Origin of the sequence: Marinobacter sp. UBA2498 (assembly GCF_002341575.1) — a bacterium.
GTDB lineage: Bacteria > Pseudomonadota > Gammaproteobacteria > Pseudomonadales > Oleiphilaceae > Marinobacter > Marinobacter manganoxydans.
On the sequence record NZ_DDOI01000023.1, the window covers coordinates 1 to 12930 of the forward strand.

Below are 12930 nucleotides of genomic sequence, written 5' to 3' on the forward strand. Positions count from 1 at the left end.
GGCGGTGTCCCCGCCGTTCCCGTACCTGCAGGCGCTCGGCGCCGAACTGAAGGACAGCGGCGTGGGGCTGGGCGCACAGACCCTGTGCGACCACGAGGACGGCGCCTTCACCGGGGAAGTATCGGCGGAAATGCTGGTGGATATGGGCTGCCGCTACGTGATCGTCGGCCACTCGGAGCGCCGCGAGCACTTCGGCGAGGACGACGACCTGGTCGCCAGCAAGTTCCTGCGCGCGCAAAAGGCCGGGCTGATACCGATTCTGTGTGTCGGTGAAACCCTGCGCCAGCGCGAAGCCGGCGACACCGAGCATGTGGTGGTCCGGCAGTTGATGGCGGTGGTGGAGGCCGCCGGCAGTGCCGCTTTCGACCGCGCGGTGCTGGCCTATGAGCCGATCTGGGCGATCGGAACCGGCCTCACCGCCTCGCCGGAACAGGCCCAGGCGGTGCACGCCGACCTGCGTGCCGCCCTGGCCGCCCGCGACCCCGATGTGGCCGCCGGCCTACGCCTCCTTTACGGCGGCAGCGTAAAGGCGGATAATGCCGCCCCTCTGTTTGCCCAGCCGGACATCGATGGTGGACTGATCGGCGGGGCCTCACTGAACGAAAAAGAATTTATCGCCATTTGTCGGGCGGCAGGTTGATTTAACTTATGGATATTGTGCTTCATGTGGTGCACGTGCTGGCGGCCCTCGGTCTTATCGGCCTGATCCTGATCCAGCATGGCAAGGGGGCCGACGCCGGCGCCTCTTTCGGTGGCGGCGGTTCGCAGACCGTATTCGGCAGCGCCGGGTCCGCCAATTTTCTGACCCGTTTCACGGCGGTTCTGGCGGTGGTGTTTTTCGTCACCAGCCTGGGCCTGGCCTGGATGGCGCGCCAGGAAGCGGAAGGCGCGGGCAGCTTCCTGCCGGCCCTGGAATCCGTGGACGATCAGGACGTGCCGGCGCTGGACGACGCCGACGAGCCGGTCTCCGGCGACGTACCGTCCACCGGCCCGGCCCAGGGCGCGGACGTTCCCGCCGAGGCGCCCGGGATGGATTCCGGGAAATCTGAAAAAGAGACTTCAGATGTGCCGTCGGCTGGGTTAGAATCCCCGGCCCCGGATGAGACGACGTCCGATTCCGGGAAGCAGTAAATCAGTTCTTCGCCGAAGTGGTGGAATTGGTAGACACGCTATCTTGAGGGGGTAGTGACCTTACGGTCGTGCCGGTTCAAGTCCGGCCTTCGGCACCAAAATCAGGACAGGTTCCGTTTGGAGCCTTCCGCGGCTTCCAACGAAGCCCGCGGTTTTTTCAGCCTGGTCCCCGGGGCGGGGCAGGGCTGGAAGCAACCGCCGGAATGTGAGTATAAATCCTGGAAAAATAAACGTTTTTTTCAGGATTAGGTTTGACAAAACCGGCGTGAATATTTAGTATTTGCGCTCGATTTCAAGTGCGGGGTGGAGCAGTCTGGTAGCTCGTCGGGCTCATAACCCGAAGGTCGTTGGTTCGAATCCAGCCCCCGCTACCACTATTTAACAAAGCCCGCTTATGCGGGCTTTGTTGTTTCTAATCGGAGCTTCTGAGTCACCGAGACCGCTGTAGAGAAAGGGCCCGCTTTTGCGGGCCTTTTGTTTTATAAGCTACTCCCATACTTCTCCCTCAATAGAATTTTTTCAGTGCTGCCGCCTGTTGTCGGCCCCTTCCGGGCAAATTTTTGCCTTCCCAATCAGTAACTTCTCTAACTTCATTACGAGTCCCTGACGGGAAATTGACAATTTCGTAACTAGGGGAATGACAGAGTTCACATCGATAATCAGCCCCGTTTTATACAATTTCACAAAATCGACGAAAAAATGGTGCTTAAACCACATGAAGCGCGTCATCAAAGTGTCACAGGCATGGATTGCCGCGTTCGCTATGGGAGCACTACTCACAGGGTGTGGCGGTGGTGGCTCTTCCGATTCTTCAGGCACACAAACTAGCTCTAGTGGGGGAATCTCGTCTCCGGAACGCTCCGCAGTATTGAGCTGGAGCGCTCCCCTGACTCGCGTTAACGGCGAGAGCATTCCGATGGGTGAGCTCGACAAATATGTGATCCGGTACGGTCAGGATGCTGACGAGCTGAGCGAAGAGGTGGTCGTCACCAATGCTCAGGCCGAAGCGGAAATGTCCTACGAAGTGAGTGGTCTGGACGCAGGGACCTGGTATTTCACTATCCAGGTTCAGGATACCAACGGGCTGATCAGTGAGCCCTCCGATGTTGTGAGCAAGTCCATCCGTTCCTGAGACTAGAACCCCGGGCCTGGAGTGTGAAGTCTCAGGCCATCGGGTCTGCAATCGGCAGTTTGAGGGTGAACGCAGAGCCTTCGCCCGGTTGCGACGACACCGAAATTTCCCCTCTATGCTTTTCAACAACGGTTTTGACGAAGGATAGTCCGAGTCCCGTTCCGTGGACTCCGGCCAGCTCAGTGCTTTTTTGACGCCGGTAACGGTCAAACAGGTGCGGCAGTTCCTCCGGATCGATACCGGTACCTTCATCGGCAATCGTCAAACAGGCCTGATGGCCAGCGCGGAAGACCTGAATGCTGACGTCTGATCCACTCGGGCTGTATTGAACGGCATTGGTCAGCAGGTTGATAACGGCGCGCTCCAGAAGCTCTGCATTGCCTTTCAGCCACAAATCCTCGGTACCCTGTAACTGGAGTTGTATCTGCTTCTCTACAGCCTGCTCGCTGACGCTGTCACGGGCGTTCTCTACGATCGCCAGAAATTCGCATTCGTAGAACCGGGTTTCCGTTAATTGTTCCGCCCGGGCCAACTGCACGAATTCCTCGGCCAGGTGATAGCTTCTCCGGGCCAGCCGCCCCAGTTGTTCCAGCTGTTCCTGTTCAATGTGGCTGGGATCCCGTTTCAACTGTTCGATCAGGGCAAGCTGTGAAACCAGAGGCGAGCGCACGTCATGGGAAATAAAGTCGATTGCCTCGCGGTGCTGGCGCTGCTGCTCCCGCAATTCCGAAATATCCGAAATATTGGCAATGATGCCTTGCTGGTCGCTGTCTGGCAGCGAAAACGGTGCAAAATGAATCAGGAAATCTTTGTCGCGAATCCTGAGGTCTACGGTGCGGCTCTGTAATAGGGTCAGGGTGTCGGAAACGGTTTCATGCCAGGGTGGCGTTTCCCGCGGATCGTGTCCCTCCAGCAGTTTTACCAGGGGAAGGCCGGCCAGGCTCGGCATGGGCTCGCGGAACCATTCCTCTATGTGGCCGTTGGCAAAACGGATGACCCCCAGTTCGTCGGTCACGATGATACCGTCGGGCATGCGCTCAAAACTTCTCCGGATGAACTGCTGCATGTGGTTCAACCGATCCGTGGCGATGCGGACCCGCTCGATTCGTGCAGAAATGTTTTCACTGGGTCTGGCTGCAGAATCCGCCGGTACGGCTTGCTCAAGGTGAAGCCTGCGCAGATAGCGCTGGATGGCCTCGCGCCCGAGATCATTGGGTAACAGCAGGCCCAGGTGATAGCGGGTGCCGGCTCGCAATAGCTGAATCCAGCTGCGATTGCTGTCGTGAAACCAGTGCCCCGGAGTCAGGTCATCTGGAATATCGCTCTGTGACAGTCCACGTGCGGAGAGGATGTCGTTCTCCTCCATCAAAAGCCACCCTGTGGGGCGAAACAGGGCCTGGAAGTGCTCCAGAAGTTGTGTCGGGTTCCTTCCCGAGGGTGCGGGCAGTGCGACCTGGGGACTTCTGGCCAGTTCGTCCAGTTGACGGTTCAAAAATCGGTTGGTCATGGCCAGTCGAAGGCCGCTGGATACAGGAAAGGCCAAGAGTGGAACCAGCAGTGCGTTTGCAAGGGGAAACCACCATCGCATCGTCAGCAGCACGAACAGATAGATTCCGAGCAGTCCCGCCAGAACCATCGCGCAGGCGAGAAGGGTTCGCGCAGGGCGCATGGGTGGCAGGGCGAGGGCGAGTATCAGGATGGTTGTCATGGCCAGCAGGGCAGACGCCCACGCCGGTGCCGGCTTAATCAACAATCCCTGCATGTATGCCGACAACACGTTGGCGTGGAATTCAACGCCGGACATCGGACGGCTCAGCCCCGAGAAGGGCGTGGGCAGTATGTCGCCAAAACCGGCGGCTGTGGCACCGACAAAGACTATTTTGCCACTGAAGTGTTCGGGTGCGGCCGGCTGAGTGAGTACCTGCGAGAAAGAATACGACTGGAGAGAGCCGGCACCACCGATCAGGGGCACGGCACGGTATTGATCCCGGATATTGACATAGGAAGGCGTATCCCCGGCCTCCGGATTTTGTGGTCCAACACCGCTTGCGGCCAGCGCAAGGCTTGGCCAGAGCTGGTTCCCGAGGCCATTAAACAGGTAAAGACCTCTGGCAACGCCGTCGCTGTCCAGTTCCACATGAGCATGGCCCAGACCGGCGGCCGCTGAAGCCAGCACTCCAACCGGCAATTGTTCGCTTAACAGGTACTGGGAGGTGGGAGGCGACAGATAGACTGGCAGAATAACGTTGCCGTGACTTCGCATCTGTTCTGCCAGTTGCTGGTCGTCTGGCGACGGTTCGGCGAACAGAATATCGAACACAATGGTTTTTGCGCCTGCCTCGTTGAGCTTGGCAATGAGCTCAGCGTGCAGATTACGGGGCCAGGGCCAGCGGCCCAGGCGATTCAGGCTCAGCTCGTCGATCGTCACCAGAACCACCTCGTCCGAGGCTTCCAGTGGATTCGAGGTGATGGCTTGGTCGTACAGCCAGTAATCCAGGCGTTGAGGTAGTTCGGTTGTCTGGATAAGCAGGAGCAGTGCCAGCAGTATCAGGCCCAGAGTCCAGGGGGTCGTTTTAATTGGCAGCCAATCCCGGTTCATGAGCCCTGCTGTGTGGTTCGGTCGATCAACGGATTATTCCAGGTACAATTCCCTCCCTGGTCCCCAACGGCTTTGCAGTGGACCATCAGAAAGAGCTTTCAGGCGCACAAAATACCGCCTTCCGGGAATAAGACGCAAGGCTGCCGTGGTATCAGGCAGTGTTGCCTCCTTGATGATATTGTTGAAGCCCGGCTCCTCCGAGAGTTGCAGTCGGTATTCTGCCGCCGTGTCTACCTTCTCCCAGAACACCCTTACCTGGCTGTCGATGTAGTTCACGCTGATGATCCGAACCGGAGGCAGGCTGCCATTGACCACCAGCTCCCGCGGCTGCGTTGTAGCAACTGAATTGCCGCCTGCTTCGGTCACCACGCGCCAGTAATACTTGCCAGGCCCAAGCGGGCGTGAGGGCAGGGCAGCCGTTTCGGGTGCCCACTCGCTGGTGGCGATCAGGTTCCGGAAATCCTGATCTTCGGCTATCTCTACCCGAGCCACTTCATTGTCGCCGTTAAGCTGCCAGCGAAACTCGGGCATATCGTCGTTGACGGTGCCCCCATCTTCCGGAGCAACCAGGCTGGCAGTCCTGGCCTGAAGATCGACTTCCAGCGGGACGACGCGTGGCATCCCCGCCGTGCCGCGAGTATCGAGTGCCGCCAGGTGTACCTCATAGCTGCCATTATCCAGTTGCCCGATATCAAAGCTGTTGCCTGTCAGTTTTCGGCTTTCTACCCAGCGGCCTGTGTCGCTTTCGAAGATGTCCACCCGGTGCATGGGGGCGCGACTTTCCTGCCAGGTCATGGTGGTGGGCAGTTGGGTCAGTCTCGGTGGCAGTGGATCGAGCGCCGGCGCTGGCGGTAGGCGGCGAATGCTCAGGCCGTCATTGTTAGTGGTGGACAGGCTGGCTCCGAAACCCGCAGGGATCCGGCGGGTCTTGCCGGGGGCCCCGAAGTCAACGTCGCCCTCGGTTACCTGCAGGCGAGTGCCCTCTGCCGATGTCTGGAGTGAAAATGCGGTACCTCTCACGGCGGCGACGGCCGAAGGCGTTTCAATCTCGAATCGTGCGCCTCCCTCCATGACCGGCTTCACTCGGGTGTGGATCTCGCCCCTGTCGAGTCGGAGTCTGGTATCGACCATGCCGGCTTTGCCGTATTGGGTCAGGCGATTGAAGATGAGTCGAGAATTCGGAGAAATCCTTACTTCCGAGCCGTCCGCCAGTTCAATGGTGGCGGTCCCGGACGCGGACAGAATTTCATCACCAACGCGGATGAGGGCGTCTTCACTCAGGGGTGTTTTCCGACCGGTATTTCCGGAAATCAGCTGTACGGTTCCGGTGACCGATGTCGCCCGCGCCGGCTGAGGTTGGCGCTTTAGCCAGGCAAGGGGAATTCGCACACTGTCGCCGGCACCCAGAATGGCACCGTTGCCAATCTTGTTGTATTGCAGAAGGCGACTCGCGGGATAATTGGGTGCGAGCAGGTCGTTGGCCACTTCCGAAAAGCTTTCTCCCGGCCGCAAGGTGTAGATCCACTCGGGCACCGGGTTGGCCGACGAAACGTCAGAATGCCCGGCTGAACCGCGCGTTACCGAAAGCTCGGCAGCCGCGGGGGCAGCCCAGGCAAGCAGTGAAAGGATCAGCAGCAGTGCCGGTAATCGCGGAGCCGGGCTGTCAGTCATTGGCTGCCCTGGCGGGTTCGTCGACGTCAAAGGCCTGGTCCTGCGCCTTCATGGCCTCCAGTCGGTAGCCCCGCTGGTAAATGGTCTTGATGCGGAAGCCGTTTTCCGGGTTCAGGCCGAGACGACGGCGCAGTCGGCTCATATGGGTGTCCACGGTACGGGTATTGATATCCCGCGCCAGACCCCAGACGCGCTCAAGCAGCATTTCCCGAGTCAGCAGCCGGCCCTGGTTCTGGAACAGGAACAGGGTCAGATCGAAATCCTTGTCGGTCAGCGTCAGTTCTTCACCATGGAGTGCAATGACCCTTTGCTGCGTGTTGATTTCGAACGGACCATAGCGAAGCACTTCCTTTTCGCTGTCAGGATTGGAGCGTCTCGCCAGAGCATTGATGCGCGCGCCCAATTCCGCCGCACGGGCCGGCTTGGCCAGGTAATCGTCGGCGCCGGCATCCAGAGCCCGAACAATATCTGCCTCGCTGTCCCGCTGGGTGAGAAACACGACTGGAATCGGCCAGTTCAGCTGGGCGCGAACGCTCTCGAGAACATCAATGCCGGTCATGTCCGGAATCTGCCAATCCAGAATCAGGAGGTCATAGCTGCGGTGCAGAACCGCGCTCAGGAAATTTTGGCCGGTCGGGAAGCTGTCGCAGTGGTGCCCGCTTTCAGACAGAATTGACTGGATGTGCTGTGCCTGTTCGGTTTCATCTTCAAGCAAAGCAATACGCATTAAGCCTCTCCCGGAGTGTCGCTCTCTTGCCTGGTATCGAGCAGAGCTTTCAATGGACTACTCTGCTATATCAATCAATTATCACAAAATGTGGATCTGCGTTCAGTATCGTTATGTAGACTTGCGTAAACGGACTGAAGGCTTTCCGTTGTCGTCGTCCAGTGTTTGTCGGCAGCCGGGGAAATTACTGCAGCCCCAGAACCAGCCTTTTTTCCCTTTTCGTCGCACCAGGGGCGAGAAACAGTGGGGGCATGGAATGGGTTTCTGGCCAGTGCCATCCTGAGGCGTGGCTTCTTCCAGCGGTCGGGTGCCCCGGCAATCCGGGTAGCGGGTGCAGGCAAAAAAGCGGCCGAATTTGCCCTCTCGCTCCAGCATCGGGGCGCGACATTTGGGGCAGTGGGGCTGTGCCTCTGGCGAGGTTGTGCCGATGCTCTCCGAGTCGACGGTCGGGCGGCCCTGGGGCCTGGCCAGAAAGCCGCGGATCTCCTCTTTGAGGGTATCCAGAAACTTTCTGGGGTCGCCCTCGCCACGGCGAATGCTCTCCAGGTTGGCTTCCCAGACGGCCGTGCGATCCGGCTTGCTGACCGATTCGGGCAAAGCACTGATCAACGCCTTGGCTTTGTCGGTGGCGCGTATATGTCGACTGTCGCGGTACAGGTAATCGCGCTTGAATAAGGTATCGATGATCGCAGCCCGGGTTGCTTCGGTGCCCAGGCCATCGGTCTCGCGTAGGGTTTTGCGAAGTTCGGTATCGGTTACAAATCGGGCAATGTTGGTCATTGCCGAGAGCAGGGTCGCGTCGGTGAAATGCTGGGGCGGCTGGGTTTTGCGCTCGCTGAGGTTGCTATCGTCGCAGAATACCGGTTCGCCTTTTTCCAGTCTGGGAAGCGGTGCCTTCTCCGGTTCCTTGCGAGCTTCTCGCAGTTTCAGTTCCAGCGTTTTCCAGCCGGGCACCAGGATGGCCGTTTCCGTCGCGCGGAATTCGTGCTCTGACACTCGTACCGTTAGCTTACCCTCCCTGTGCACGGCATCGGGCGCGAACTGCATCAGATAGTACCGGCTGATCAGTCCGTAGATTTTTTCTTCCGCGTCACTGAGTTTGCCGTTCGGCGTCGGGCGGCTGGTTGGGATAATAGCGTGGTGGGCGTCGACCTGTTTGTCGTTCCACGCGGAAGTCCTGCGGCCAAGGTCTGCGCCGTTGCAGGCTTGCTCCAGATCCGGTGCCACTCGGGCAATGGCTCTTATCACCTGCTCCCGCTGGCTGTAGTGGCCTTCCGGTAAAAACCGGCAATCTGATCGCGGGTAGGTGATGAGCTGGTGGCGCTCGTAAAGATTCTGGGCGGTATCCAGGACGTCTTTGGCACCCATGCGGAATAGCCGGCCTGCTTCAATTTGCAGGGCCGACAGGGAAAACGGCAGCGGTGGCGCTTCCGACCGATCCCGAAAGCGGGACTCGGTGATGGTGCCGGGTCGGTTTCGAACGCTGTCGGCAATCTGTTCAGCGACTTCCCGGTTGAGCAGGCGGTTCTCTTCATCCAGGTAATCCTGGAACTGCTCGTTGGGCTGCCAGCGGGCGGTGAAGGTTTGCTGGTCGGCTTCTTCCTCCTGAGCCCTGAACCTTGCTTCAATGCGGTAATAGGGCTTGGGCTGGAAGTGTTCGATGGTATTGTCACGTTCAACCACAAGGCCAAGTACCGGAGTCTGTACCCGGCCAACGGAATAGACCCCCTGTTCACCCTGCCGCTGATAACTGAGGGTATAAAATCGGGTCAGGTTGATGCCATAGAGCCAGTCGGCGCGTTGTCTGGCCAGGGCGGAATGGGATAACCGACGGAATTCCCGGTTGTCCCTGGGGCTCTGGATCGCCCGGGCCACGGCCGCTGGCGTCAAATCGTTGATCAGTATCCGTTGAACCGGGGCGCTGGCACCGAAATAGCGGATAACTTCGTCCACCAGCAGCTGGCCTTCCCGATCCGGGTCGCCAGCATGAATAATGGTCTTGGCCTGGCGAATCAGCGATTCCAGCACCTTTAATTGTTGCTGAACACTGTCCTTGGGCATGACCTCCCATTTGTCGGGAAACATCGGCAGGTCTTCCTGGCGCCATTTCTTCCAAGCGGGGTTATAGCGTGCAGGTTCTGCCGGTTCCAGCAGGTGGCCGATGCACCAGCTAACGGTGGCAGCATTTTCGCCAGTGCCACAGCGTATCCAGCCCTGGCCTTTCTGGTGAGGGCCAGGGAGGGCAGCGGCGATGGCGCGGCCGAGGCTTGGTTTTTCGGCGATGTACAGGTGCATGGGGTTTGGGTGTTTTGGAATCGGGATGGGAATGTGGCGCTTTGGCTTTATGGTGTCAAGGCTCTCGGGTGTGTCCTGTATGTGTAGTAGACTGAGGGTGTTGGTGGAGGCGGCTGTGAAGATGGCTTTCCCAAAAGACGCCGTGAACCCATCCATGGGGGCTTGGTGCTGCCATCCTTGGCAACACACACTTTTGGGAAAGCCATCTCCACACCCGCTTCTGACCGTTCGCCATTCGCCCTCTTCCATCAGGGTTGAGCTGTAGGAGTCTCGAAACATGAAGATCCAGAATGCAATTGAAACCAAGCTGAACGACGCCTTCGATGCGCGTGTGCTTCAGGTGGAGAACGAGAGCCACAAGCACAGTGTGCCTCCTAATTCTGAAACTCATTTCAAGGTGACCCTGGTGTCGCCGGAATTTGAGGGGCAGATGAGGGTGCGGCGGCATCAGGCGATTTACAAGGTGCTTGCCGAGGAACTGGCGGGGCCGGTTCATGCGCTGGCGTTGCATCTATACTCACCGGAAGAATGGGAGGCGACGGGGCAGTCGGCGCCGGAATCTCCGAATTGTATGGGCGGGTCGAAGAAAGATCCGGCGATGGCGACGCGGACCGCACAGGGAGAGGGTTCATGAGTCAGTTTTTCCAGATTCATCCGGAGACGCCGCAGAAGCGTCTGATCAATCAGGCGGTGGATATTCTGCGTCGTGGCGGGGTGATCGTGTATCCCACGGATTCAGCCTATGCCATTGGCTGTCACCTGGGTGACAAGCAGGCGGCGGATCGGATCAAGCGGATTCGCCGTCTGGATGACAAGCACAACTTCACCTTGGTGTGCCGGGATCTTTCGGACATCGGGGTCTATGCCAAGGTGGACAACACCCAGTACCGGTTGCTGAAGAATTTCACGCCCGGGCCCTACACTTTCATTCTGGATGCCACCAGTGAAGTGCCCCGGCGGCTGCTTCATCCCAAACGCCGGTCAGTAGGCGTCCGTGTGCCGGACAATGCCATTGTTCAGGAGCTGTTGGGCGAGCTTGGTGAGCCCATCATGAGTAGCACTCTGATTCTGCCGGGCGAAACCGATCCGATGACAGACCCTTATGAAATCCGGGAAACCCTGGAGCATGAGCTGGATCTGATTATCGACGGGGGATTCTGCGGTATGGAAGCGACCACGGTCGTGGACTTTACCGGCGAGGCTCCGGTGGTTACCCGTGTTGGTAAGGGGGATCCGGCGCCTTTCGAGGTCTGATTCTCCTGATCCGTCTTTCCTTTATGCCCGGGCGTTCAGATTAAAGGCGTACGCCCGGCTATTCCCTGCAGCTTCGATTTGCTCGGCACTCACTGAGCGGCGCATGGTGTCGTAACGGTGCACGAGGTCCTGCAGGCCGTTAAATTGCTGGTTCTCGCTGATCAGTGTGTCCAATAGCGGGTTATTCACCCCGTACGCCTGATTCAGTTTGAGCGCATTGTCCATGAAATGCAGCGTTGGCTCGTTAACGCTGAGGCGATTGAACGCTTCCTTGAAGTTTTTGTTTACGTTCAGGTCTTTTTCAATCTGGATGCGTGTGTTGTCTGCGATTTTCCCTTCCACCGCAACGCTGCCATTCTCCGTTTTGCTCACGTTCAATGCGGTTGCCGGGTGCAGGTTGTATTCGGCAAGTTTGTGCCGCAGTGTTTCTCGAACGAAGGCAAGATCCTGCCCCACAGTTTGTTTGTAGTCGGTCATGGCCAGTCGGCGGGCTTTCAGCCGTGAGAGGTCAGACTGGTTGTTCTCCGAGGGTGTAAAACGGTCATCGCCAGGTGTCGGCTCGGTTTCCATGGCCTTTGCCTGTGCTTTGCCGGGCGCGGCTTCCGGCCCTGTTGAAGGCGTCTGGCGCCTTTCCATGGCCTGCTGGAACTGGGTGCTCGCCCGGATCAGAGATGTCAGTAGGGACATGGATGGGTTTCCTCCTTCGGTCAACCGGAGTGCGGTTTCCGAACAGTCAGCGTTGGGAATCACGAATGCTTGTCATCATGCTCTGCAGCTTTCAGGCCAACTCGATGAAGTCCCGGGCTGAGGGCTCCCTCCTTCCTTCATGTGTAAACGACTTTTCCCGGATCTGATCTGGGTCAGGAAATAATTGACGCATATCTATAAAGTTTGGCGACAGTTAGTTGTCATCACGAAACGTCAAAACAACGTCCTGGCCGCATGCCGCGCGGTCTCTGTGTCGGGTTACCATGAAAAAACAGTATTCCATCCGCTTTCTCTTACTTGCCGCTTTGGCGGCTGCCTTCTCCCTGGTGCTCGTGTTTACCGTAATCTACAGTGCAGACTCACAGCGTGATCATCTTGAAGAGTTCAGCCACAAATACGTGGATGGACTGGCAAAATCCTATTTCGATGGGCTGAATACCATGATGGTCACCGGCACCATCGGTAACCGGGATGTGCTTCGGAAAAAGGTGATGGCGTCTGAAGACGTGCTGGACGTGCGGGTGATTCGCAGTGACCATTTGAACCGGATCTTCGGCAACGGCAACGCGTCGGAACAGAAGCGGGAACCTTTGGACAAGAAAGCGCTTGCCGGTGAGCGGGTGGAGTCCTATTCCAGCAATGAGGACGGGCGAGTCTACACACTGATCGAGCCCGTGATCGCGATGGAGAACTATCAGGGCGTCAACTGTCTTGGCTGTCATCAGGCCAGTGAGGGAGACGTTCTTGGAGCCATTCGGGTGGACTATTCCATGGCTGACAGCGATGCCCGTTTGCAGCAGCAACTGCTGACCAGTGGCGGTATTCAGGTAGCCATCTTTGCTGCGGTGTTTTTCCTGACCGCCGCCGCTTTGAGTCGACTGGTGTTTTCCCGTTTGCGGCGACTCCACGACCGCATGGACGAGATCTCCAGAAATTCTGACCTGACCATTGAGCTTGAGGTTACCCGCAACGACGAGATCGGTTCCGTGTCCCGGGCGTTCAACCGGATGATGGCGAAGATACGGGAGAGCATGAATACCGTCATGGACAACGCCGAACAGGTTGAGCAGGCGGCCAGAAGCATTGCGGGGAAGGCTGACACGACAGAGAGGGAAGTGCTTGCCCAGCGTGACAACACAGATCAGGTGGCCAGCGCCACTACCGAGATGGCCGCATCTGCGGTTCAGGTCCGGGAAAATGCCATTCATACCACCCGAAAATCCGCAGATACTGCGGAATCAGCGAGCAAGGGTGAGAGCCTTGCCCGGAATGCAGTAAAAAGCATCGAGGCATTGAACACCGAGGTCCAGAGTGGCGCAAAACGCATTGAGCAGCTGGATCAACGTACCAGCCAGATGTCGGATATGCTGGAGGTAATCTCCAATATCGCTGACCAGACCAACCTGCTGGCGC

At 58.2% G+C, this 12930-nt stretch carries 10 protein-coding genes, 2 tRNA genes and 1 pseudogene; 8 read left to right on the top strand and 5 right to left on the bottom strand.

The genetic code is table 11. The annotated features are described in order from the left end of the window. From tpiA to B2W52_RS02170, 5 genes and pseudogenes are all read left to right on the top strand, one after another. Nucleotides 1-640, top strand: a 640-nt coding sequence (gene tpiA / locus B2W52_RS02150) for a triose-phosphate isomerase (protein ID WP_286801105.1), incomplete at its 5' end; no start/stop codon positions are given. Between the two features lie 8 nt (nt 641-648). Beyond that, nucleotides 649-871: pseudogene (gene secG / locus B2W52_RS02155) on the top strand (preprotein translocase subunit SecG); the annotation flags it as partial. Nucleotides 872-1142: 271 nt separating this feature from the next. After that, a tRNA-Leu gene (locus tag B2W52_RS02160) sits at nt 1143-1229 on the top strand. Nucleotides 1230-1428: 199 nt separating this feature from the next. Further along, nucleotides 1429-1505 (top strand) — tRNA-Met (locus tag B2W52_RS02165). A 389-nt stretch (nt 1506-1894) separates the two neighbouring features. After that, nucleotides 1895-2263 (top strand): fibronectin type III domain-containing protein, encoded by a 369-nt coding sequence (locus tag B2W52_RS02170; RefSeq protein WP_227497769.1) that lies wholly within the window; start codon nt 1895-1897, stop codon nt 2261-2263. A gap of 31 nt (nt 2264-2294) precedes the next feature. Here B2W52_RS02170 and B2W52_RS02175 read toward each other — a convergent pair whose 3' ends face one another. The 4 genes from B2W52_RS02175 to B2W52_RS02190 all read right to left on the bottom strand — a co-directional run bounded on the left by B2W52_RS02175 (nt 2295) and on the right by B2W52_RS02190 (nt 9555). Continuing rightward, complete coding sequence (locus B2W52_RS02175) at nt 2295-4862, bottom strand: CHASE2 domain-containing protein (protein ID WP_008171397.1); 2568 nt, start codon at nt 4860-4862, stop codon at nt 2295-2297. 33 nt (nt 4863-4895) lie between these two features. Continuing rightward, nucleotides 4896-6533 (bottom strand): FecR family protein, encoded by a 1638-nt coding sequence (locus B2W52_RS02180; protein ID WP_008171400.1) that lies wholly within the window; start codon nt 6531-6533, stop codon nt 4896-4898. Next, nucleotides 6526-7260, bottom strand: a complete 735-nt coding sequence (locus B2W52_RS02185; protein ID WP_008171403.1) for a response regulator transcription factor — start codon at nt 7258-7260, stop codon at nt 6526-6528. The genes B2W52_RS02180 and B2W52_RS02185 overlap by 8 nt, the downstream gene beginning before the upstream one ends. Nucleotides 7261-7371: 111 nt before the next feature. After that, complete coding sequence (locus B2W52_RS02190) at nt 7372-9555, bottom strand: DNA topoisomerase III (protein WP_092034027.1); 2184 nt, start codon at nt 9553-9555, stop codon at nt 7372-7374. Between the two features lie 277 nt (nt 9556-9832). Between B2W52_RS02190 and B2W52_RS02195 the strand changes: the two genes are divergently transcribed. Then, complete coding sequence (locus B2W52_RS02195; protein WP_008171407.1) at nt 9833-10189, top strand: BolA family protein; 357 nt, start codon at nt 9833-9835, stop codon at nt 10187-10189. After that, nucleotides 10186-10809, top strand: a complete 624-nt coding sequence (locus B2W52_RS02200) for an L-threonylcarbamoyladenylate synthase (RefSeq protein ID WP_008171409.1) — start codon at nt 10186-10188, stop codon at nt 10807-10809. The genes B2W52_RS02195 and B2W52_RS02200 overlap by 4 nt, the downstream gene beginning before the upstream one ends. 21 nt (nt 10810-10830) lie before the next feature. On the opposite strand, the gene B2W52_RS02205 is transcribed toward B2W52_RS02200, so the two are convergent. After that, complete coding sequence (locus tag B2W52_RS02205) at nt 10831-11496, bottom strand: hypothetical protein (RefSeq protein ID WP_008171411.1); 666 nt, start codon at nt 11494-11496, stop codon at nt 10831-10833. Between the two features lie 284 nt (nt 11497-11780). On the opposite strand from B2W52_RS02205, the gene B2W52_RS02210 reads away from it, so the two are divergent. After that, on the top strand, nt 11781-12930 hold a 1150-nt coding region (locus tag B2W52_RS02210), incomplete at its 3' end, for a methyl-accepting chemotaxis protein (RefSeq protein ID WP_286801106.1).